This window comes from Gardnerella sp. DNF01141 (genome assembly GCF_049244255.1).
GTDB lineage: Bacteria > Actinomycetota > Actinomycetes > Actinomycetales > Bifidobacteriaceae > Bifidobacterium > Bifidobacterium vaginale_E.
Genome location: NZ_CP058391.1, coordinates 941,095 through 963,360, shown reverse-complemented (window position 1 = coordinate 963,360; position 22,266 = coordinate 941,095). Strand labels below are relative to the sequence as shown.

At 40.7% G+C, this 22,266-nt stretch carries 19 protein-coding genes; 13 read left to right on the top strand and 6 right to left on the bottom strand.

The window, feature by feature from the left end:
• Positions 1 to 4: 4 nt before the first annotated feature.
• Genes HXT35_RS03555 through pknB form a run of 5 tightly spaced genes read left to right on the top strand, consistent with a single transcriptional unit; the run spans position 5 to position 7,658 of the window.
• Positions 5 to 1,732, top strand: coding sequence for a PP2C family protein-serine/threonine phosphatase (locus tag HXT35_RS03555; RefSeq protein WP_004126553.1), 1,728 nt, complete (start codon positions 5 to 7; stop codon positions 1,730 to 1,732).
• On the top strand, positions 1,729 to 3,228 hold the full coding sequence (locus HXT35_RS03550; RefSeq protein WP_004126556.1) for an FtsW/RodA/SpoVE family cell cycle protein: 1,500 nt from the start codon (positions 1,729 to 1,731) through the stop codon (positions 3,226 to 3,228). Before HXT35_RS03555 ends, HXT35_RS03550 begins: the two co-directional genes overlap by 4 nt.
• Positions 3,221 to 4,687, top strand: a complete 1,467-nt coding sequence (locus tag HXT35_RS03545; protein WP_004126559.1) for a peptidoglycan D,D-transpeptidase FtsI family protein — start codon at positions 3,221 to 3,223, stop codon at positions 4,685 to 4,687. Before HXT35_RS03550 ends, HXT35_RS03545 begins: the two co-directional genes overlap by 8 nt.
• Positions 4,684 to 5,646: a serine/threonine-protein kinase gene (locus HXT35_RS03540; RefSeq protein ID WP_004126568.1), complete on the top strand. Its 963-nt coding sequence runs from the start codon at positions 4,684 to 4,686 to the stop codon at positions 5,644 to 5,646. Before HXT35_RS03545 ends, HXT35_RS03540 begins: the two co-directional genes overlap by 4 nt.
• Complete coding sequence (gene pknB, locus HXT35_RS03535) at positions 5,643 to 7,658, top strand: Stk1 family PASTA domain-containing Ser/Thr kinase (protein WP_004126571.1); 2,016 nt, start codon at positions 5,643 to 5,645, stop codon at positions 7,656 to 7,658. The genes HXT35_RS03540 and pknB overlap by 4 nt, the downstream gene beginning before the upstream one ends.
• Before the next feature lie 157 nt (positions 7,659 to 7,815).
• Here the strand turns inward: pknB and HXT35_RS03530 are convergent, their stop codons facing one another.
• Positions 7,816 to 8,922: a class E sortase gene (locus tag HXT35_RS03530; protein WP_004126575.1), complete on the bottom strand. Its 1,107-nt coding sequence runs from the start codon at positions 8,920 to 8,922 to the stop codon at positions 7,816 to 7,818.
• A 42-nt stretch (positions 8,923 to 8,964) separates the two neighbouring features.
• Complete coding sequence (locus HXT35_RS03525) at positions 8,965 to 9,717, bottom strand: DUF881 domain-containing protein (RefSeq protein WP_004126577.1); 753 nt, start codon at positions 9,715 to 9,717, stop codon at positions 8,965 to 8,967.
• Between the two features lie 77 nt (positions 9,718 to 9,794).
• On the opposite strand from HXT35_RS03525, the gene crgA reads away from it, so the two are divergent.
• Positions 9,795 to 10,187, top strand: coding sequence for a cell division protein CrgA (crgA, locus tag HXT35_RS03520; protein ID WP_004126581.1), 393 nt, complete (start codon positions 9,795 to 9,797; stop codon positions 10,185 to 10,187).
• Positions 10,188 to 10,260: 73 nt separating this feature from the next.
• On the opposite strand, the gene HXT35_RS03515 is transcribed toward crgA, so the two are convergent.
• Entirely contained in the window at positions 10,261 to 11,574 is a 1,314-nt protein-coding gene (locus tag HXT35_RS03515; RefSeq protein WP_004126583.1) for a THUMP-like domain-containing protein, read from the bottom strand.
• A gap of 304 nt (positions 11,575 to 11,878) precedes the next feature.
• Entirely contained in the window at positions 11,879 to 12,589 is a 711-nt protein-coding gene (locus HXT35_RS03510) for a rhomboid family intramembrane serine protease (protein WP_004126587.1), read from the bottom strand.
• Positions 12,590 to 12,749: 160 nt separating this feature from the next.
• Here HXT35_RS03510 and HXT35_RS03505 point away from each other — a divergent pair, with 160 nt between their 5' ends.
• The gene (locus tag HXT35_RS03505; protein WP_004126589.1) at positions 12,750 to 12,959 is read left to right on the top strand and encodes a hypothetical protein; all 210 of its coding nucleotides are present in this window, start codon (positions 12,750 to 12,752) and stop codon (positions 12,957 to 12,959) included.
• A gap of 183 nt (positions 12,960 to 13,142) precedes the next feature.
• Here the strand turns inward: HXT35_RS03505 and HXT35_RS03500 are convergent, their stop codons facing one another.
• The gene (locus HXT35_RS03500; RefSeq protein WP_004126592.1) at positions 13,143 to 15,626 is read right to left on the bottom strand and encodes a glycogen/starch/alpha-glucan phosphorylase; all 2,484 of its coding nucleotides are present in this window, start codon (positions 15,624 to 15,626) and stop codon (positions 13,143 to 13,145) included.
• 237 nt (positions 15,627 to 15,863) lie between these two features.
• Here HXT35_RS03500 and HXT35_RS03495 point away from each other — a divergent pair, with 237 nt between their 5' ends.
• Positions 15,864 to 16,292 (top strand): sterol carrier family protein, encoded by a 429-nt coding sequence (locus tag HXT35_RS03495; protein WP_004126595.1) that lies wholly within the window; start codon positions 15,864 to 15,866, stop codon positions 16,290 to 16,292.
• Between the two features lie 111 nt (positions 16,293 to 16,403).
• Here HXT35_RS03495 and HXT35_RS03490 read toward each other — a convergent pair whose 3' ends face one another.
• Positions 16,404 to 16,784 carry a DUF3073 domain-containing protein gene (locus HXT35_RS03490; protein ID WP_004126598.1) on the bottom strand — a complete coding sequence of 127 codons (381 nt, stop codon included), beginning with the start codon at positions 16,782 to 16,784 and terminating at the stop codon, positions 16,404 to 16,406.
• A gap of 148 nt (positions 16,785 to 16,932) precedes the next feature.
• Between HXT35_RS03490 and trpS the strand changes: the two genes are divergently transcribed.
• From trpS to HXT35_RS03465, 5 genes are all read left to right on the top strand, one after another.
• Positions 16,933 to 18,024 (top strand): tryptophan--tRNA ligase, encoded by a 1,092-nt coding sequence (gene trpS, locus HXT35_RS03485; protein ID WP_004126600.1) that lies wholly within the window; start codon positions 16,933 to 16,935, stop codon positions 18,022 to 18,024.
• A gap of 272 nt (positions 18,025 to 18,296) precedes the next feature.
• Positions 18,297 to 19,190, top strand: a complete 894-nt coding sequence (locus HXT35_RS03480) for a hypothetical protein (protein ID WP_421787864.1) — start codon at positions 18,297 to 18,299, stop codon at positions 19,188 to 19,190.
• Entirely contained in the window at positions 19,150 to 21,111 is a 1,962-nt protein-coding gene (locus HXT35_RS03475; protein ID WP_421787862.1) for an FtsK/SpoIIIE domain-containing protein, read from the top strand. The genes HXT35_RS03480 and HXT35_RS03475 overlap by 41 nt, the downstream gene beginning before the upstream one ends.
• Positions 21,108 to 21,686 (top strand): hypothetical protein, encoded by a 579-nt coding sequence (locus HXT35_RS03470; protein WP_004126609.1) that lies wholly within the window; start codon positions 21,108 to 21,110, stop codon positions 21,684 to 21,686. The genes HXT35_RS03475 and HXT35_RS03470 overlap by 4 nt, the downstream gene beginning before the upstream one ends.
• 23 nt (positions 21,687 to 21,709) lie before the next feature.
• The gene (locus HXT35_RS03465; protein WP_004126612.1) at positions 21,710 to 22,207 is read left to right on the top strand and encodes a hypothetical protein; all 498 of its coding nucleotides are present in this window, start codon (positions 21,710 to 21,712) and stop codon (positions 22,205 to 22,207) included.
• Positions 22,208 to 22,266 lie beyond the last annotated feature (59 nt).

The following is a 22,266-nucleotide window of genomic DNA, read 5'->3' as shown; positions in this document are numbered from 1 at the left end:
TAATATGACGCAAATCAATTCAAATAATGAGGAAGAATCCAATACAGAAAAAACTGGCCAAATTGAAAAATTGGCAGACGATAATAATCAGAATGCTAATAAAGCAGCGTATGTAGAATCAGTTGAAAAAATATTATTTATGTATTCTACGGCCGTTAGTGATGTTGGCACAGTTAGAAGTAATAATCAGGATTCTGCGTTTGCTGGAGAACATTTAGCAGCTATTTGCGATGGTATGGGTGGTCATGCTGGAGGAGATACAGCCTCTACTATTGCTATTCGTTCGCTTGCACATATTGAGCAAGATTCCAGGCCACACGATGTAAAAGCTGTGTCTTCAATGATGGAAACTTCGATTATGGCAGCTCATGACGCAATCGTTGGAAAAGCTAAGCGTGAGCGACGTCTTGCTGGAATGGGAACAACTGTTACTGCAGTAACTCTCGTATGCGGTTATTGGGTTTTGGCGCATTTAGGTGATTCAAGAGCATACTTGCTTCGTGACAATCATCTTATGAGAATGACTACAGATCACAGCTACGTTCAGCATCTTATTGATACGGGTCATATTACTCCCGAAGAAGCTAGGAATCATCCTCAAAGAAATGTTGTTATGCGCGTATTGGGAGATTTTGATATAGATCCGCGCCCTGATATTGCTTTACGAAAAGCTCATCCTTCAGACAGATGGTTACTTTGTTCAGACGGATTGTGCGGAGTTTTAGAAGATTCCACTATTCAAGATGTTATGAGCACTATTTCTAATCAAGAAGAATGCGCTCAAAAACTTGTCGCTATGGCTCTTCGAGCAGGAAGCACGGATAATGTTACTGCTGTTGTTGCGGATGCAACTCTTGCTCTTGACGCTGATGCGTTTGATTTGCCTCATCAAACTCCATTGATTGGTGGAGCTGCAAGTCAAGATCTTGAATCTATTGCAGATATTGTTAATAAAGCAGTATCGTCGTCGCCGGCACTGAGAGAAGATAAAAATTCTCCAGCGCAACGTGCTGCAGCCTTAGTTCAAAACAATGCGGATGAATCAGATGCTGTTAATCCTTCCGTATTAATGACTAGAATTGTTCAGCCTTCGCATATTCGCGAAGAATCAGAAGATTTACACACTCCTGATACGAATGAAATTCCTATTGTAACTAAGAAAAACGGCAAAATATCTACCGATCCGCACGATCCGGATGTTGCGCGCGCGGTTAAATATGAGAAAGATGAAGCTCATAAAGCTTATTCGTTGCGTCGTAGATGGACTCGCATAGGTATTGTTCTAGGAATTTTGCTTGGATTGTTGATTATTTCTGGTGCTGGTTATGGAGTTTATTCGTGGACTCAAACGCAGTATTACATTAGCCAGAACAATGATCGCGTTGTTATTTATCAAGGTGTTCCAACAAATATTTTCGGAATTGCATTATCTCACGAAGTTGAATCAACCGATATTCCTGTAAAAAATCTTGATAAATCATGGCAGGATCAATTGCGTGAAGGTATTAGTTTTGGAAGTTTAGCTGAAGCTCGCGGTCATGCTTCTTTAATTCGTCGAGAAATGTTCCAGCGTGCGAAAGAAAAATTAAATGCTAAGCGTCAGAAAAAAATAGTTTCTTCAAATGATAGTAAAAGCAGCAAAGATGGTAAAAGCAGTAAAGACAGCGTAGATAGTAAGGAAAATAAGGATAATAAAGACAATAATGCGCAGCAAGGGGGTAAATCCTCATGAATTTGATTGCTACGCGTATTAGGCAGATAGCATTATTGCTTTTTGCGATTCTTGTTTCAGCAATTGCATTTTTGCAAATGTTCTTTCGTATAGACAGTTGCATATCAGCTAATTATGTTGCAATGCTAACAATTGTTATGCTGCTATTCTTAGTATTTTGGGGTGTGCTTCTTGTTAAGCAACCTTATGCTAGTCAAGCAATTTTGCCATGTATTATGCTTCTTACAGCAATAGGAACAGTTCTTATTGCAAGAATTGATAAGCAAAATAATACTGATATTGCTATTAAACAGTTAGTGTGGGTGTGTGTAGCGCTTATATTATCTATTATTTTTGTTATTGTGCTGCAAGATTATCGCATATTAAGGCGTTTTTCTTATGTAAATATGGTAATCGGCTTAGTTTTGCTTCTTTCTCCTATGATTCCAGGATTAGGAAAAGAAATTGGCGGTGCGAGAATTTGGATTGGTTTTGGGAATCACACTGTGCAACCTGGAGAATTTGCTAAGCTTTTCCTAGCTTTCTTCTTTGCAGCGTATTTGTTTAATCATCGCGACAGGCTTGCTGTAGGAGGGAAGAAAGTTTTTGGAGTGCATTTGCCAAGATTGCAAGATATGGGTCCTATTGCGTTAGTTTGGGCTGTATCAATGGGCGTATTAGTTGTGCAGCATGATCTTGGCACTTCTCTTATGTTCTTTGCTATGTTTGTGTCAATGCTTTATGTTGCCACAGGTCGCAAAGGTTGGTTGGTTGTTGGAGTTATTGCATTCATATTAGGCTGCTTAGCTGCAGTAAAGTTATTCGCACATGTGCAGTATCGTGTGGATGCTTGGCTTCACCCGTTTGATAATGCTGTGTATAACAGGTTCCCTGGAGGTTCGGCTCAGATTGTATCTGGATTATTTGGTCTTGCAGCCGGAGGAACTACGGGAACAGGTTTAGGTCAGGGGCATCCTTCTTTAACGCCGCTAGCTAATTCTGATTTTATTTATGCTTCTATTGGTGAAGAACTTGGTCTTACTGGACTTCTTGCAGTATTAGTTTTGTATTTAATTATTATTACTTCCGGAATGATTACCGCAATGAAAATTAAAGATGGCTTCGGTAAATTATTAGCATCCGGTCTTGTTTTTACTATGGCATTCCAAGTATTTACTGTTGTTGGTGGTATTACTTTGGTTATACCTTTAACAGGTTTGACCTTGCCATATATGGCTGCTGGCGGGTCTTCATTAGTAGCAAATTATTTGCTTGCAGCATTACTTATTGTTATTTCTAACTCTGCGAATAAACCTGAATCAGCTCCAGTTTCCGACGCATTTCAGTATGAGGCTTTGGCAGCATTGCGTGAGCGAGAATTACAGGAGAGAAGTCGTAGTAAATCTGAAAATAATGATCTTGGTGAAAGTAGTTTAATTAATAGTCAGGAAGAAGCGAATAATATGAATAACTCAACCCTTGTTTCTTCGCAGGAACGAGGTGAGACAAATGAATAAAAGCTTAAAAGAATTATTCATTGCTGTACTAGTATTGTTCGTTATACTTGGTGTTTCAAGTACTATCATTACCTCTATTAATGCTAATGCTTTAAATGCTGATCCTAGAAATCGTAGAGCCTTATATCATGAGTTTGGATCTCCTAGAGGGGCAATTCTTACTTCGGATGGAATTGTTATTGCTAAATCAGATTCCTCTAAAGACGCATTCGTGTATCAGCGCAAATATTCTAACGGTCCTGTATATTCTCCAATTACAGGCTACTTTTCTATTAGTCAGCGTGCAGATAGAGGTATTGAAGCTTCTAGGAATAGTTTATTAAGCGGAGAATCTGACGCATTATTCTGGCAACGATTCAGATCTTTGTTTACTGGAGTTACAAACCGCGGAGCTTCTATTGAAACATCAATTGATTCAAAATTGCAGAATCTCGCCTATAATCTTCTAAAAGACAAAGATGGTGCTCTTGTTGCAATTGAGCCAAAAACTGGCAGGATTCGCGCAATGGTTAGTACACCAAGTTATGATCCGAATATTCTTGCCATGCACAATATTGGTGATGTAAATAAGTCTTACGAACAAATAACATCAGATGTTTGGAATCCAATGTTAAATCGTACGATTTCTGAGCTTTACGCACCTGGTTCTACATTTAAAACTATTGTTGCTGCCACGGCACTAGAAACTGGAAAATATCAGCCAGATACGCTAATACCTGCTGGTGAGAAATACGTTCTTCCTGGAACAAGTGTTGCTTTAACTAATGTTGTTTCTCAAGCAAATGGTACTGATGGAAAAATTTCGTTTGAAGACGCGTTAGCTTATTCTTCAAATACTGCATTCGCTCAGTTGGGCAATTCTTTGGGTTCTGATGCGATTGTAAAACAGTCAAAAAAATTCGGCTTCTTTGATTCTCTTTCTATAGATGGATCTGATTCTACAGGTTTCCCAATGAGATCCGTAAGTTCAACATTTTCTCTTAAACCAACTCCAGACAGATTAGCTTTGGAATCTATTGGACAAGGTGACGCAAAAGTTACGCCTTTACAAAATGCTATGATTGCAGCAGCTATAGCAAATAACGGTACGCTTATGAAACCTACGCTTGTAGATTGTGTGCGTTCAAGTGACTTGTCTGTGTTGTCGCAAACGAAGCCAACAATTATGAATCAAGCCATGAGCAGCGATAGTGCTGCAAAACTATCCGCTATGATGCAAGCTGTAGTAATAAAAGAAAATCCAAATCTCGCATTACCGAATATGCATGTTGCTGCAAAAACAGGTACTGCACAGATTGGAGTGAATAATCAGTCTGCAAATGGGTGGGTTATTGGATTTGCTCCGGCAGAAGATCCTAAAATAGCTATAGCTGTAATTGTTCACAATACTAATGTTCTGGGCAGTTATGCAGCAGGACCAATTATGCGACAAGTGATGAAGGAGGCGCTTACACAATGAAACTTGTTGAAGGACAGTTAGTTCATCATCGTTATCGACTGGATCGCCGCCTTGCTCAAGGCGGTATGGGAGAAGTCTGGAAAGGCTTTGATATTCAACTTGGGCGAATTGTTGCTATTAAAGCGCTGCGTACGGATACTGCGAATGTAGAAGCAAAGTTGCGTAGGCTTCGTGCGGAAGCTCATAATTCGGCAAATCTTGCGCACCCGAATATTGCAGCACTATTTGACTATTATGAGCATGATGGCATTGGCTTCTTAATTATGGAGTACGTGCCAAGCAAGTCGTTAGCAGATTTGTATCATAAAGAAAAAGCTATTGATCCAACCAGACTGTTGCCTATTCTTATTCAAACAGCACGAGGGCTTTTTGTAGCTCACTCGCATGGTGTTATTCACCGTGATGTAAAACCTGCAAATATTATGGTTTCTGAAACAGGAAACGTAAAAATTACCGATTTTGGTGTTTCTTATTCAAGTAATCAGGAGCAGATTACTCAGGACGGTATGGTAGTTGGCACAGCACAATACATTTCTCCTGAACAAGCACAAGGTGAACAAGCAACAGCACAATCTGATATTTACTCATTAGGAGTTGTTGCGTACGAAGGGTTATGCGGGCATAGGCCGTTTACAGGAGCTACTCCGGTAGATATTGCTGCAGCTCATGTTAATGATTCTGTTCCGCCATTGCCGGAAAATGTTGATTTGCAATTAAGACAGTTTATTATGTCGATGCTTGCAAAAGATCCAAAAGATCGACCAAAAGATGCGCTTGTTGTGGCAAAAGTTTTATCTCGTATTGAACGTAGGCTGCTTGATCAAGAAACAGCTTTTAACAATACAACAGGATTTATTTCTACAGATTCTCGACAGACGCGATGTATTAAGAGTATGCCGCAGAATCAAGTAAATATTATTAACATTTTGAATACCAATAATCGCAAGGAGCAGCAATGAATACCACAATGCCCACCTCATTAGCGAATGGTCGATATGAATTAGGAGAACTTATTGGCCGCGGCGGCATGGCGGAAGTGCGTGTTGCGGTAGATAAGCGTCTAGGTCGTACTGTTGCTGTGAAAATCATGCGTTCTGATTTAGCGAACGATGAAATCTTCCTGTCTAGATTCCGCAGGGAAGCTCACGCAATTGCGCAAATGAACAACCCTAATATTGTTAATATTTATGATTCTGGTGAAGAATCTGTTACTACCGATAACGGCTTGGAAGAGCGCCTTCCTTATCTAGTAATGGAGTATATTAAAGGAAAAACACTGCGCGATATTCTTAAGATGAATGGTGCCTTAAGCCAGCGTGACGCTGAACAAGTTATGCTTGGTGTGCTTAATGCTTTGGAATATTCGCACAGAATGGGAATTATTCACCGTGATATTAAGCCTGGAAATATTATGATTTCCGAGCAGGGCATTGTGAAGGTGATGGACTTCGGCATTGCTCGTGCTCTTGACGATTCTGCAACAACTATGACGCAGTCTCAAGGTGTTGTTGGAACTGCACAATATTTGTCTCCAGAGCAGGCTCGCGGAGAGCAAGTAGACATGCGCTCTGACTTGTATTCTGCAGGATGCGTACTTTATGAAATGCTTACTGGCCGCCCGCCATTTATTGGTGATTCTGCTGTAGCTATTGCATACCAGCATGTTTCTGAAGTTGCAACTCCTTTGAGCACTCTTGTGCCTGGAATGCCTTCGATGTGGGATAAAATTTGTGCTAAGGCAATGGCAAAAGACCGTCAGAATCGTTATGCTACAGCTTCAGAATTTAAGAATGATATTTTAGCGTTTATGAACGGCGGAGTTCCTGTTGCAGCAGCTTTTAATCCGCTTACTGATTTAGCGAATATGAAAGCTCGCAAACAAGCTGAGCAAACAGCTGCAACAATGGCTATTAATGCTACTGATGGTGCTGCAACGCAATCGTTTAACCCTATTACAGGTCAGGTTGAGTCATCAATTGCATTTGCTCCAAGCACTCGTGCAGCTCAACGTGCCCAATCACAAGCTAAGCGTCGTAAGCGTGTTGTAATAGGTTCTATTATTGGTGCTTTTGTTGCAATCGTTGTGTTAGCGGGCGTTTTGTTTATGATGGGTCATAATCGAATGTCTGGTAATATTGTTGTTCCAACATTTATGGAAACAACCACTCAGGATGCGGCTAGGGAAAAACTTAGAGCATTAGGATTAGTTCCGGATATTCGTGAAGACGATCATTCTTCTCAGCCTGAAGGCACGTTTACAAAACAGTCTCCGCGTGGTGGCGAGCATGTTGCGTCTGGTACTAAAGTTACGGTTTGGTTCTCTGTAGGACCTCAATCAACACGTGTTCCGGATGTGAGCGGTAAATCGCAGGAAGCAGCTCGTAAGATACTAGAACATGCTGGTTTTAAGATTGCTAATGTTCGAGTAGAAGATAGTGCTGATGTGAAGAAAGATCATGTGACTCGCACTGATCCGGATGCTGATTCCTTCGCAGATAAAGGTACTTTGATTACGCTTTATATTGCTTCTGGTTTAACTAAGATTCCTGATGGTCTTGTGGGCCAGAGCAAGGATATTGTGATTAGTCAGCTGCAAAATCTTGGTTTTACTGCGGATGTTGTAAAGGAAGATTCAGATAGTGTGCCTGAAGATTCTGTAACCCGATTAAACCCTAATTCCGGATCTTCGGTTAAGCCTCATAGCTCGATTACAGTCTATGTGTCACAAGGCTCGCCGAAGGTAGAAGTGCCGCATATTGATCTTGGTACTATTACGTTTAAGCAGGCTAAGAAAATACTTGAAGCAAAGGGCTTAAGAGTAGTTTCTGATTCTACTTCTAATAAAGATGATGACGTAGTAATCGGCATGTCTGAAGATGCTGGAACTAAGGTAGATAAAGGTTCTGCAATCACTTTGGTTACGAGACCAGGACTTAGTTCTTCTTCAGATAGTGATACTCAAAGTAAGTGATATTAGATACTAGAAAATATTATGAGAATCGAATAAAAATAAGGGCGATAACTTTTAAGTATCGCCCTTATTTGTGTATTTATTTTTATTAGAATCTATTCGAGTATGTTCTAAATCTAATTAGACCTTTCAATTAGATCTTTCAACTAGATTTATTTCATACAGTTGTTGTGTAATTAGACATCTGCTGCAGGAATGGAATCGTTGCAGCTGCCCAAGGAAATACCCATTGGAATAGAGCTAATATGATGAACAAATGAATTAGGATTGCAAGAATCCAACGAATTGCTGTAATGCCTGGTTGTATTAAAAGGATTCCGCCAAAAATGCTTGCATCCGGCTTTTTCCTTCTTCCTACGCGAATTTCGCGAAGTGCAGGCCACTGCCAAGCAATAGCGCCAGCCGCAAAAATAACAATATAAAGCACTGCAATAACAAGCATTACTGGAACAAGTGAAGAAAGCTGAGAAACAAGAGACTGCTGCTCATTGTTAATAAACTTTACCTTTCCTTGCTCATCAATTGTGGAAAGCTCTTTTGGAATACCATCGCTAATGTTTGCCCAATAAGCTAACTTAGCGTAGCTAATCCAGCGATGTGTTGCAGTAGTATACTTAGGCTCGCATGTAGTTAGAGTAAGAATACGTTTTGTTGGCTTTTCGTTAGGATGTTCAGGGTTTGGAGCGATTACTTCACCGTGATCTGGTGTAACAATCTTATAAGAAGTGTACTTATATACGAACCAGTAATCTTTAGTCCTAACAACAATAGCATCGCCAGGTTTAAGCAAGTCAACATCGCCCAAAGGCTGTCCGTAACCATTGCGGTGTCCAGCTACTGCGAAATTGCCGATTTCTCCAGGCATTTGAGTTTCTGGATAGTGCCCTAAGCCACGTTTGCTCAAAATATCTGGTGTTGTTCCTTCGATAATATTACGCTCCCACTGGTTTCCGAAGCGAGGAACATACAGGCGAGCTATTAAAACGTCCCCTTTTGGCTTGCTAACTTTTGGCGGCTCGCCATTTTGAGGTAAAGCAATCTTTGTTTTGTCACCTGTTTTAGGATTCTTCCAAGATGTTTCTTTACGTGCTTCTACCTGATTGTGCTCTGCTTGAGCTCCAGTCCACCACATTTGCCATGCAATATATAGCGCACACATAATTGCAAAAGCGATTAAAACTTCGCCAATAACTCCGGCAAGTTGCCAGCAGAAGTTGGAGCCTTTGCTCTTCGTATCATTTTCCTGCGTGTAAGCAGCCTGCATAATACGTTACTCCTTTATGATGTGAAGGTCTTGCGACACAAATCATTTATTTAGTTCTTTAAGCACGGATGCGTACCTTAATGGTTGTAACAAAGCAGATGCTTCTGGGAATTTCAAATTCTCCTTCTTTTCTACTTTCCATCCTAATCCAAATGAACTTACGTATTCCTTGTAGGTGTGTATGGCTGGTGAATTATTAAGCGCATCAACCATATCGTCTACTGGGCCAATAGCAGATATTTTATACGGTGGCGAGTACTGATGGCCTTGAAGCATAAGCACGTTTCCAATGCAAATTACTGCAGAATTAAACAAAACGCGCTGATCTTGTATGGTCATAGCTTCTGCGCCGCCTTGCCAAAGCGCATTTACAACGGATTCAATATCTTGCTGGTGAATAACATAATCGTTAATATTTACAGAAGTTCCAGAACCGTTTACTGCGCCTTTCCACAGAGAAGAATCGTTGAGAGTTACTACGATTCCAGGTCCTTCAAGCTTAGGAAGAACAGTGCTGCTACCGGTATCTGAAGAATCTTTATTCTCATTACTGCTTACGAGAGTTTTGTTGAGCAAACTAATTCTGGAATCTAAATCTTTAATATCTTCTCGCAAAGATTTTGTGCGCTGCGAGTTTCTTTCAACCATTTGACTTGTGTTGGAAGTAACGAAAGCTGTGCGGTTGACTCGTAGATTAGTAACAAATAAATATCCTGTAAGAAAGATAGCAACGGCAACAGCAACACTACTTAACAACGAGCGTTGAGCTCTATGTTTTCCTGTTCTTTTTACCATAATTTGCTCTCATTCTTCCTACGTTCGAGTGTAACCACTATTATAGCGTGTAGCCGATTGATTGGAGAGTTACAGTTATGGCTGATGAGAAATTGCACACGACTGCAGCTGACGACGCTGCAAAGAAGAGCGATACGTCAAATGAGAATACTTATGGCGTTCCTATGGATGAAGTCGAAGCAGTGTTGAATGCTACTGCAGATAAAGCATCGCTTTCTCCACAAATTCAGAAGATGATGCAGCGTCAAGCAGAAAATAGGCGTCGAGTTGAAGAAAGTATTAAAGGTGCTAAGGCTAATGCAGCATGGTTCGTGCCACTGTTCTGCGCGTTGATGGTTATTGGCTTAGTGTGGGCTGTTGTGTATTACTTGAATCCTATGCTGCCAATCCCAGGAATTGGAGCATGGAATCTACTTATTGCTTTCGGATTTGTTGTAGTTGGTTTCTTAATGACCATGTGGTGGCGTTAATACAATTACGACTAATTTAAAAAACGATTCTATTAAAGTAGCTGCGCGTTTTGTGTGGCTACTTTAATTATTTTTATTCTGCAATTGCGCGAATAATTACGTGATTTTTATTGCTGTCAGTTGTTGCAATAAGCCTAATATTTCCGCCGTCTTGAATTTTAAGGCGCTTTTTCAAAGTTTCTGCAGACATTGGGAAGTTTCTAGTAACAATATTCGCATGTGTAATATCTGCAAGCGATTTCTTTATTTCCTTCTTATTCAAGCTGCAAATATTCTCAATTTTCCATATTTTCCCCGGAAAATTAGCATAATATTTTTCTGCAACACCAATATGACTATTTGGTTCTATTTGTTTAATGTCATATTTTTCTTCTAAAAACTTTAAACACCCCGCTTTCATAATTGCAGCATTTGGCTCATAAACGTACCGAGCCCATTCTTGCCATTTTTGTAGGTTTAAAGTTTTGTTTTCCTTATTTCTACCGTCTAATTCAGAAAGTATTGAAACCTGATTTTTTGAAGTATCGTAAACGGCTTCTATAACAGTTAACTGATTGTCGTTTACGCAATATATTGGTAGTTTTGTGTTTTGAGATTTGTTGAGTACTATTAGTAGCTCTTTGCATTCATTATGATGAGCAACAATGTGCACTTGCGCAACATTACCGCCAAAATCGTTTACCGCTTTATGCCAGTCAAGCATTGGAGAAAGTTTAATAATAACAATTTGTGCTTTTTTAAGAAGTTGGTCTTTAATAGATAGCACGTTTGGCGTGCAGTCTTCAATAGCGTAAGTTCTAGAACCTTGATTATTCCTACGCGCAGGGTCAATGTATATCATTGTTGCGCTAGAAATCTGATTAAGTGCCTCAAGACTATTATTGTTGTAACACGTAACTTTAGAAAGACCGAGAGCTCGCATATTGTGTTGTGAAATAGCGGAAAGATCACTTTGCTGCTCAATGCATATTGCAGAGTCAAAAACCTCAGCCATTATTGCGCAATCAACACCAAATCCACCTGTAAGATCAACAAGAGTGTGCGAAGTGTTTTCTTCATTCATCTCACTAAGTAATTTTTGTGCAATATTAGCCTTATATTGCGCTGTGGCTTGCGAAGAGCATTGTTCCATAGATATATGTGCCGGATATATAATCTCTTCGCAGGATGCCCATTTTGGAAGTTTTTGTTGTGCTATTTGTTTGCCTGCGATTTGATTTACTGCAAAAGGAACATCAATTCCCGCATTACGTGGTGCTTTAAGAGCTGCATTATTTGGATTTGATTTCGCATTTTCTTTAATAAACGCAAGTGTTTGAGCCGTTGCGCAAGGAATTTCATAAGGTGCATGTAACTCAGAAAGCATAATCTTATTCTTACTTAACATATGGATGTGCTTGCACGCTAAAAGGTTGAACAGCCTTTTAATTGGAATAAACTGCCAGAAAAACAGTAGAGTAGATTGTTTTTCTAATTACGTTTCTGCGCTTTTCGAAAGTTAATTAACATAGAGTCGTAATTGTGGATAACTTTTATACACTTTTGCACAAGCGCAAAAATGGCGAGTTATTAGCATTTGTGAATAATTATGTGGATAACTTGAGTAGTTGTTAGCATCTTATGCCCAACTTATACCCAAGTTATCCACAGTTCTGTGCACAATGGTGGAAAACTACATGCGTGTAATTTAACTAAGCTAATCCTTGTAAGCAGAATACTGCGCACGCAACAAGAATAATAAAAATAGAAATAAAATACGTTAAGAAACGCGTATTAAACGAAGCTTTTCTAAGCAGAGGATTTTGTACTCCTAGCAATGCTGCAAGTGCTGTGCCAATAATTAAACCTCCAACATGCGCCTGCCAAGCTATATTTGGAATAATAATTGGCATAGCGAGAGTAATCGCAATCCAAATAATTGTTCCTCGCATGTTTTCACCAAGTCGCCACTGAGCTACTAAAAGTGCGCCAATAAGACCCATAATTGCGCCTGAAGCACCATAAGAGGCGGACTGCCAATTATTAATTATTCTGCACCAAATAATATCTGCAATGCATCCTCCAAGACCCGATATTAAATAAAGTCCAAAGAATTTCCATCTGCCAAAATAACGCTCAAGTTCTGCGCCTAGTGACCAAAGGCACAGCATGTTGAAGAAAATATGTGTTAAATTTGGTGCGTGAACAAACATTGATGTGAACCAAGTCCATGGGGTATTCAACGCAGTAACAGGCACGAAGGCAGTATATTCTATAAAAGTAATGTAGGTTTCTTTAGTTACGAAGTATAAAAATATTTCTATTAGCCAAGTAGCAATGCAAGCGTATATGAGAATTGCAGTAACAGTATTGCTGCGAAAACGTAGTCTATTCCATAAATTTTTTATATCAAAATTATGCATATCTTTATGATATAGGCTTTACTTCACAAATTTAATCAATAAGATTGTGTAAAAAGATGCAACTCTGAAGAAAAGCAACTATGATAGTGAGTAAGCGACAAAACGCTATGTAAATCGTTGACTTGGACGAGCAGGTCAGCTTAACCCGAAAGGAGCCATCATGGAGAACAGATCCTCTGGCGGTTGGAAGTTCTTTGCACTGCTCTTCGGAGCACTGCTCGCAGGAATTGCTGCATTGTATGTTTATAAGCAGCACAATCCTGATTATGACCCTTGGGAGGAGCCGTGGGAGAACAGCTCTTCACCAATTGACTTGGGGCTAGAAAAAGAAGAGACAGAAGGTAAAGACGCTCCTGCTGTTGAAGAATAAAACAGCAGTATTGCGTTAAAATACTTCAAATAAAGGCGACTGTGTGTATGTGCAGCCGCCTTTTTATTTATTTGCTTACTTATGATTAATCTCGATTTAATTAATTACTAGAAAGAAAAAGCGGAAGCTGATTAACAGCCTCCGCCTTTTTATTATTAAGCGATTAAGACGCTATTTTTATGCTCACTCGGCAACTGGAAGAGCACCAGTGTGCCAAATGCGATCGAGGTAATCTTCGATAGAGCGGTCAGAGGAGAAGTAACCAGAGTTGGCTACGTTCAAAACTGCCATGCGAGCCCACTTCATTGGATCGCGGTAAGTTTCCTCAATCTGAGCCTGAATATCCATGTAAGAGCTGAAGTCAGCCATTGCCATGAAGTAATCGTGGGTAAGCCAATCGTTGACGAGTGGCTCATACACGCTCTTGTCACCGTTGGAGAAGGTGCCGTCAGCAACCATATCCACAGCAGCCTTCAAGCGAGGATCAGACTCGTAGTACTTACGGGATCCGCCGTGATCGTAGCCTTCAGCGTAGAGCTTATCAACTTCGTCAACGGTCATGCCGAAGAGGAAGAAGTTCTCAGCGCCAACGCGCTCGCGAATCTCAACGTTTGCGCCATCGAGAGTACCAACAGTCAAAGCACCGTTCAAAGCGAACTTCATGTTACCAGTGCCGGAAGCTTCCTTACCGGCCTGAGAAATCTGCTCATCCAAATCGGTGGCAGGAATCAAGTTCATTGCCAACTCGATGTTGTAGTTTGGTGGGAAGAACACGGCGAGCTTGCCCTTGCATGCAGGATCGTTGTTCACCACGCGAGCAACATTGTTAATGAGCTGAATGGTGAGCTTTGCCATAGCGTAGCCTGGAGCGGACTTAGCGCCGAAGAACACGGTGCGTGGAAGCATCTTGTCAACATCGATTGTGCCATTCTTGATTCCAGCGTATGTGGAGATAACCTGGAGGATCTTCATGGACTGGCGCTTGTACTCGTGCAAACGCTTAACAATGGTGTTGAACATTGTGTCTGGGTTGATTTCAAAGCCATACTTCTGCTTTGCGAAATCAACGAAGGCAAGCTTGTTCTGCTTCTTAACTTCAGCAAACTTCTTAACGAATGCCTTGTCGTCAGCCAATGGCTTCAAACCTTCAAGAAGCTCCAAATCACCCTGCCATGCGTCAGTGCCCAAGCCTTCAGTAATAAGAGCAGACATACGTGGGTTGCTCAAGCGCACGAAGCGACGAGGAGTTACGCCGTTAGTAACGTTCTTGAACTTATCTGGGTAAACGCTGGAGAAGTCCTTCAAAGTGACATCCTTCAACAACTCAGAGTGAAGCTCAGCAACACCGTTAACGTAAGAGCCGCCGTAGGTAGCCAAGTAAGCCATGCGAACTACAGCACCTTCGCCATTTTCGTCAGCGTCGGTAGCGATACGCATGCGCTCAACCTGATCCTCAGCAACGCCCTTACCGCGGAGCTCGTTGCGGAACTGCTCGCTAATGCCCTGGATAATCTCAAGGTGGCGTGGCAGAAGTTCGCCAATAAGCTTGGCTGGCCAAACTTCCAAAGCTTCTGGAAGCAAAGTGTGGCAAGTGTAGTTGAATGTCTTGGTAGTAATACCCCAAGCGGTGTTCCAGTCGTAGCCGTACTCGTCCATAAGAACTCGCATAAGCTCTGGAATGCCGATAACTGGGTGAGTATCGTTCAACTGGAAGTTAATCTTGCTTGGGAAGGTGGTGAGATCCGGCTTATCCTGACCTGGATAGAACACGCGGATAGCATCATGAATAGAAGCAGCTACGAAGAAGTACTGCTGCTCAAGACGCAAAGCCTTGCCTTCTGGAGTGGAATCTTCTGGATAAAGAATCTTAGAAATGTTTTCTGCTGCAACCTGTGGCTTTACAGCGTCCAAGTATTCTGACTTGTTGAAGGTGAGCAAATCAAACTCGTCGTAAGACTTAGCAGTCCACAAGCGAAGAGTGTTTACGCGACCAGAATTATAACCTGGAACCATGTAATCAACTGGTACTGCACGAACAGACCAAGCTGGCTTCCATACGCGCTTGCCATCTTCTTCTACAACTTCACCACCGAAGTTGACGCGCTGGTCACGACCATAGTCAATGTGACCCCATGGCTCTTCATTGCTAAGCCAGTAATCAGGTGTTTCAACCTGCTTACCTTCTTCATCAAAGCGCTGCTTGAAGATGCCGTAACGATACTGGATGCCGTAGCCGAATGCTGGAACGCCAATAGAGGCGAGCGAATCAATAAAGCAGGCTGCGAGACGACCCAAACCGCCGTTACCTAAACCTGGCTCATACTCAGCGTCGATAACAGCCTTTGGATCGAAGCCAAGCTTAGTAACAGCCTTATTGAATTGGTCAGTAAGACCAGCGTTCAACAAAGCATTCTCAAGCTGCTTGCCCATCAAGAACTCTGCGCTCAAATAGCCCACAGCCTTAGTGTTGCCGTTAACCATGTCATGCTGGGTCTGCATCCAAGAGTCCATCAAGTGACGACGAACTGCGGTAGCAGCGGCAACATACACATCTGCCGTAGTGGCCTGCTCTGGCGTTACACCCTGGGTGTACTTGAGGTGCTCTTGAAGTTCTTTGGCAAATGCCGTCGCAGTAGTTTTGGCTTTCGGCGCGACGTGTTTAGTCATATTTGACTCCTTGTGCCGTTTGTTATATTTACTAAAAAGTGTGCAGCCTGAAACTTTATGTTTAGGCAGTTAAACCGATACCACGTTGTAGATAACTGTTGTAGATAACTACAAAAGGTACGTTAATGCACACGATGTTCCTGATAGTACCACAACCTAACCCCTTCAAATATTAATATATAACTTCTTAATACAAATGTATTTATGAAAGTATGTTGTTTAGAAGATAATAAAAATATGGTAGTAATACTTGAGCGAGATATAAAAAGAGGACAATGTGCTTGGAAAGCATGGTGTGAGTCTGCTAATAAAGCGTTTAATAATGGCGAAGAAGCTATTCAAATAACTAGCGATATTTTAAATATTTCTCCAATTGACGAAGCTTTAGCAGTTAGATATTCTTTATATCTTCTTGAAAACAAAGTTCCTGGGTGTGCAGTAGAGGTAAGAGTTGCGCCTTTTGGTGCAGTAAAAATTTTGGAAGGACCAGCTTCTGATCCGCATAATCTTACTCCGCCGGATGTTATTGAGCTTGATCCACAGGTTTGGTTAAGAATTTCTTGTGGTATTACAAGTTGGCAGCAAGAAAAACAGTGCGGTCACATAAGTGCAATCGGTGAGCGTGATGATTTAAGCGATATTTTGCCACTTGACATAAATTTATGACGCCTATTTATAATGCTTATTTACAAATATCCTGGGCCTTCATTTTTTAGACCCAGGATATTTAGATAAAAAATAATTATTAGTAACCTAAATTATTAGTAATTTTAAGATTTATTTATCGTGCTTATGCATGAAACTCGGCACTGGCATAGGAATGTGATGATGCACAGGAGTATGCGCGCCAGAATTTGTAGAAGAATTTTCATTATTTACAGCCTTAGCTGCAGCTTCTGCCGCCCACTTTGCATATTCGTCTAAATCGTCATCGTTGGAAGACTCATTAGAATCATCTTCTTGAACAGTTACTTCCTGGTTTGGAAGATACGAGTTTTCCTCGTAAGTTTCGCTCGACGCAAATGGATCGAAGGATCCTTGTCCGGGTTCGCTGGAGTTAAGCTCCTTAGCAAGCTCGTCATAATCCGTATCGGTCGTCAGGTATTTGAGCTTACGGGCAATTTTCTGTTGCTTTGCCTTCTGTCGTCCGCGGCCCATCTGACCCCCTCTTAAAAAATTACCGTAACAATCAGTTCATCACACAAGAGCGTACCACTTAACCGCAACCGAGTATATTGTCTGTGTAAACTTTTACCATGAAAGCCATATTTTAAGCGTAAAAATGCGTGTATGTAAGGAGCCAAAAATGCAGGAAGAAGCACAGGTAACAGCCGCAGGAAATGAGATGAGTGCAAGCTTTCTTGCAGCGCGTAAACGTTCGGATGCAACGCTTGAAAAACTAGAAAGTAATCCTTCTTCATTTACCATGCTTACAGGAGACCGTCCAACAGGACGCCTGCACTTAGGCCACTATTTTGGTTCTATTCGTGAGCGTGTCGCAATGCAGAAGCGTGGTGTAAAAACCAATATTATTATTGCTGATTATCAGGTAATTACTGACCGTGACACAACCGAGCATATTGAAGATAATGTTTTGAATTTAGTGCTTGATTATATGGCTGCAGGAATTGATCCTGAAAAAACAATGATATTTACGCACTCTGCTGTGCCTGCAGCAAATCAGCTTATGTTACCATTCTTGTCTTTAGTTACGGAAGCAGAATTGCACAGAAATCCTACTGTAAAGTCAGAAATGGAATCATCTGGACACGCTTTAACCGGATTGCTGCTTACTTACCCAGTGCATCAAGCTTGCGATATTCTGTTCTGCAAAGCTAATGTTGTGCCAATTGGTAAAGATAATTTGCCTCACGTTGAAATCACTCGCACAATTGCGCGTCGTTTTAACGAAAGATACGCAAAAAAGAATCCAGTTTTCCCAGAGCCGGCAGCGATTTTGTCTGATGCTCCAGAAATTCCAGGTTTGGACGGTCGTAAGATGAGCAAATCTTACGGTAATTCAATTATGCTTGGAGCTACTGCCGAAGAAACTGCCAAACTAATTAAGAAGAGCCCAACTGATTCCGAAAGAATGATTACTTTTGATCCAGTAGCTCGTCCGCAAGTTTCTGCACTTCTTACTACCGCAGGTTTAGTTACAGGCAGGGATCCTAAAGATATTGCTGCAGAAATTGGCAACGCTGGTGCTGGCGCGCTGAAAGCTTACGTAATTGAAAACGTAAATAATTTCTTGGCGCCTCATCGTGAGCGTCGTGCAGAACTTGCAAAAGACATGGATGTTGTTCGAGATATTTTGCACGACGGCAATAAGCGTGCAAATGCCATTGCGGAAGAAACTCTTTCTCAAGTGCGAGATGCTATGGGAATGAAGTACTAACGAAAATATTTAAATATTTTCAATATTTTATATGGTTAACAAAGATGAATGCAGAGTAAAATTGTTAAGAGAATAAAAAATAGCATACAGAGAGAGTAGAAGATATGACTAGTTCTCGTGGTCCTCATCATAACGTAAGGCGGGTTCATGTTTCTCCAGGTTTATCGAATTCGCAGCAAGTTCCTCCTGTGTCACAGAACAACTTGTATCAACCTGCGTATTCGGGAATAGACTACGGTAATCAGACTGTTCCCGAGTATCAGCAGCAGTATGTGCAACAAAATCAGCAGAATTTACCTTCTCCGGAGCAGATTGCTCAAATGAGCGAGTCAGTTCGCAGTCAATTGTACGAACTGCTGATGCAACTACAAGGAAGTATTGCATACGCAGAGCAGCTCAAAAATTTAGAATTATCACAAGCTGCGCAAAGGGTTGAACAAACAAGAATACGAGTGGAGCAGTTAAGAAAACAGACTATTAATCAAGTAAACGAACGTTTTAGTAGTGAAACAGACAACGCAGTCAGTAGTTTTAAACAATCTTCTCTAAATATTTCACCATCTGTAATAACCTCACCTATTAACGATATAGTCGAAAAACTTAATGATAATGGCGGAAAACAGACTTTAACGCCTTTTATGAAGTTTGGCGACATTAACGTTCAAGGACAGACAGTTGCCGCACTAGCGCCATTTGCGTGTATGCGCAACTGGTTAATTAGTGGTGATAAAAATATTTCACAAGAGCTAATTTTTAATTCGCTTATTCGTATTGCTTCAATCGTGCCACTAAAGCATCTTCGAATTTTAGTTTTTGACCCTCGAATTTCTGCCGGATTAGGAGCATTAGCTCCTTTAAGAGCTATTAATGGAACTACTTTCCCACAAGCTTTTAGTGACGAAGATTCGTTTGCTGAAGCGTTGGAACATGCTATGCAATCTGCTGCTCGTAACGCGGAACGCATGTCTATTCAAGGCAAAAAAACTTTATTAGATTTATGGGCATCATCTAGCGTTCCAGAAGGAGAATTAGTAATTGCTGTTCTGCTTGATTATCCGTATGGTATTCAAGATAGATTAAAAAAAAATATTGTGCAGAGCTGCAGAAGTAGGTCCCGCATCTGGGTTGTCAATTATTGTACAAAACACTTCAAATTCACCTTTTGAAGGCGATGAATTTACTAATAAATCTTCATTACTTCGCATGAAATGTAGCAAATCGTGCTGGTATTGCGAAGAATTCTTCAGTAAAAACGTTACTATTGCGCATGAGTCAATAATAAATTCAACGGTATTGTCAAAATTGATTGACGCGATTGCTGAGCAAGCTTCAAAAGTGCAAGGTCCTACGTATCCTTTGTACGATTTAATTAAGCCTATTATTGAAAAACCTTGGCAAGGTGATTCTACTGACAGTCTTGACGCGCTTATTGGAAAAAATGGTCAGCAGAATTTACTGGTTTCGTTTAGATCAGAAAATCCTCCTACGCCAAATATGCTTGTTGGCGGAGCTGTAGGTCAAGGTAAATCTAATCTTCTTCTCGATATTATTTTTGCGCTTACTAGTCAATATTCTCCAGATGAGCTTGAACTGCTTTTGCTTGATTTTAAGCGCGGTTTGGAATTTAAACGTTTCGATAAAGATGAAAATAATGAAGGCTGGATGCCTCATGTTAAAGTGCTTTCTTTGGAATCTAACCAGCAATTTGGTGTTGCAGTTCTTCGGTACGTTGAGAAAGAACTTGAACGGCGCTCACGAATGTTCAAAAATGCTGGTGCCCACTCAATTATTGACTATCGTCAACAAGGTAACAAACTTTCGCGAATGTTACTTATTATCGACGAATTCCATGTGCTGTTTGATGGAGACGACGAGAACGTTGAAGAAGCAGTGCGTTTGCTTGAGTTGATTGCAAAACAAGGACGTGCGTACGGTGTACATATTTTGCTGGCGTCTCAAACAACTTCTGGAATTTCTGGCTTGAGAGTAAAAGGTGAATCAATTTTTGCGCAGTTCCCGCTTAGAATGTCGCTAAAAAATACTGTGCAAGAATCGCAAGCTGTTCTTTCGCAACACAACACTGCTGATGCTGAACTGACGTACCGTGGCGAAGTTATTTTCAACAAGAATTTCGGTCAAGATTCAGAAGGCTCAAATATTAAGGCTGTTGCAGCTTGGGTAGATTCTAATAAGTTTGAAAAAATTCAGCACAATTTGTGGTCTTTGCGCCACGACGAGCCTCCAATGGTATTTATTGGCAGCGATTATGCTTCTTGGGATAGTGCGCAAGTTAAGCAGATTAAACCACGCACGGACGATATGGTTGAAGCCTGGATTGGTAGACCTATTGCAATTACTAAAAAGCCGTATGTTGTTGAATTAGATACTGACACTAATCAAGGTATTGCAATGGTAGGTACGGGAGATCAAGAAGCGGCATCGGTAATTATTTCAGCAAGCGCAACCGTATTAAAAACGATTGGTAACAATGCGCACTTAGTTGTTCTTTGTGGTCTTAATAAAATTCCTGAGGAGATTTCGCAATTCTTCAATGACGTACGTAACAATGGTATTGACGTTACTTTTGTTCCGCGCAAAGAAGTACCTGAATATTTAGTTTCTACATTCTCACAAGTATTTTCCGATGGTGAAGAACACCCAACTTTGGTTTTGGGATTGGGAATTCAACGAATACCTGGAATGAGTAAAACTATTGTTAAATCTGAGTCGGATCCGGATATTGAGGATTTTAGTCTTGATTTTTCTGAGGATGAGCCGCTAAATACGGGAAACTCTGTGATTGAGAAGATTTGTCATGAGGGTGGTTTGCAGAAAATATTTTGTATTGGATGGTGGTCTAGTCTTCAAGGTGTTAGTGACACACTTGGCTATTCGCGATCCGGAATTGGCAAATATTTATTGCTTAAAACGGGCATAGATGATGCACGAGAAATTGCTGGACCGTTAATGAAGTTAACAGAGGATCATCCGCGAGTAACTGTGATTGATAAAGGCTCTGAAGAAGGAGCTGTAACGCTTGTGCCATTTTCTACTTTACCTGATGATTTTTGGGAGAATAAAAGATGATAGATATGATGCGTAATGCTATAAGTAGAACAAACACTACGGATATGAATCAGCAATATAGTACTTATTTGAATTCGCTGAACCAACTTTTAGCTTTTCCTCAGCGTCAGCAAAAAGAACTTAGTAATGCTTCCAGAATTGGTGCTGATGAATTGCATTCTGCAGAATCATATGAACGCGATTTGCAGCAATCTTGGAAAGAAATTGACCGTTTGCAGAGGGAGCTAAACGACAAAGTTGGAAGACTTTCTCAAGTAACTGGAGTATTCCTTCAAGAGCGTCCTCCTATTGTTCAGCACAATTCTTCTAAAGATTTGATTGTAGATTTTCGTAGTATGCTTCAGCGCGTGGAATCATTGAATTCTTCTCAATCATGGATTAATGAGCTAAATCGCAAAATTACTGCCGTAAACTATGTTCGTCCTGCGGCCCCAATTAGAACAATGCCAGTAACTAGCAGTAGTTCGACGCAATCGGATAATACTACACAGAATAAACCTAATACAAAAATGATGATTATTGCAGGCATAGCAATAGTTGCTGTAATTGTGGTAATCGCGGTAATAATGTTTTAAATGATTAGAAGTAAGGATACTGTATGGTACGTCAAGTAAGAATTGTAAACACTGACAATATGCAAACGCAAAATTTTGCTGATAGATTTTCTTTGCGAACTCCGCAGCAAAAAGATGATCAGTTTAAAGATGCTGACACTGAGGTAAAAACTTCTGCATGGGAACTTGAGAATAGACATGCTGTTCGTTCTCAGCAAATTTTGGAAGCGGTTCGCAGTCTTGATACAACCACTAACGAAACGTATAAACAGCAGATTATTGACCACATTGATGAATTATATAAGCAGCGTTTTGGTGGGCATCTTGTTGCGTTATTTGCAAAGTGCTACATTGGCTACCCCTACGTTGACCATTACGTTTCAATTGATGGTGCTATTGTTGAGCATTACAAAGACAGTGATACTGTGCCTCCACTATTCCAACCGGCTCGCAGTTTAGCGGCTTCTCCGCAATACGCTTATATTGAAATTTATTCGGATGGAGAAGTGGTTCCTATTGCTGAAGACGGCACGGAAAGATAATGAATTTCATAAAAAATAGTTAATCGAATGAGGTAGAACTTGCTATAATTTATAACATT